1 protein-coding gene is annotated in these 300 nt (G+C 34.7%); it reads right to left on the bottom strand.

The features are described 5' to 3' along the window. A partial coding sequence (locus QP437_RS09900; protein WP_285267717.1) for a hypothetical protein occupies positions 1-300 on the bottom strand: 300 nt, incomplete at both ends.

Genomic DNA, 300 nt, shown 5'->3' with positions numbered 1-300 from the left:
ACTCTTCTGTTGAAGTTCTGACGGAGATCAGACAACTCAGCCTCTGAATGCTCTAAACGGCTCTTAAACCCGTTTAAACGAGCTATAAGGGGCTTTCGTTCGTTCTTGTAAGGTTTTAGAGCCTTTCGTATGTAACGATTAACCTCAGCTCCTGTGTAGTGCTTAGGCACTACCTCCGGATCTCTAAATAATTTTTTCTTTTCTTCTGTTTCAATAACTCTAATTTTTTCAATTTTATTATTTTCTATTTCTAATTCGGTTTCATTTTTAATGTTTTTAATATCGCTGTAAAATTCTTTA

Source organism: Haemophilus sp. UMB1048 (assembly GCF_030218125.1).
Lineage (GTDB): Bacteria > Pseudomonadota > Gammaproteobacteria > Enterobacterales > Pasteurellaceae > Haemophilus_D.
This window is presented reverse-complemented; position numbering and strand designations above follow the sequence as displayed.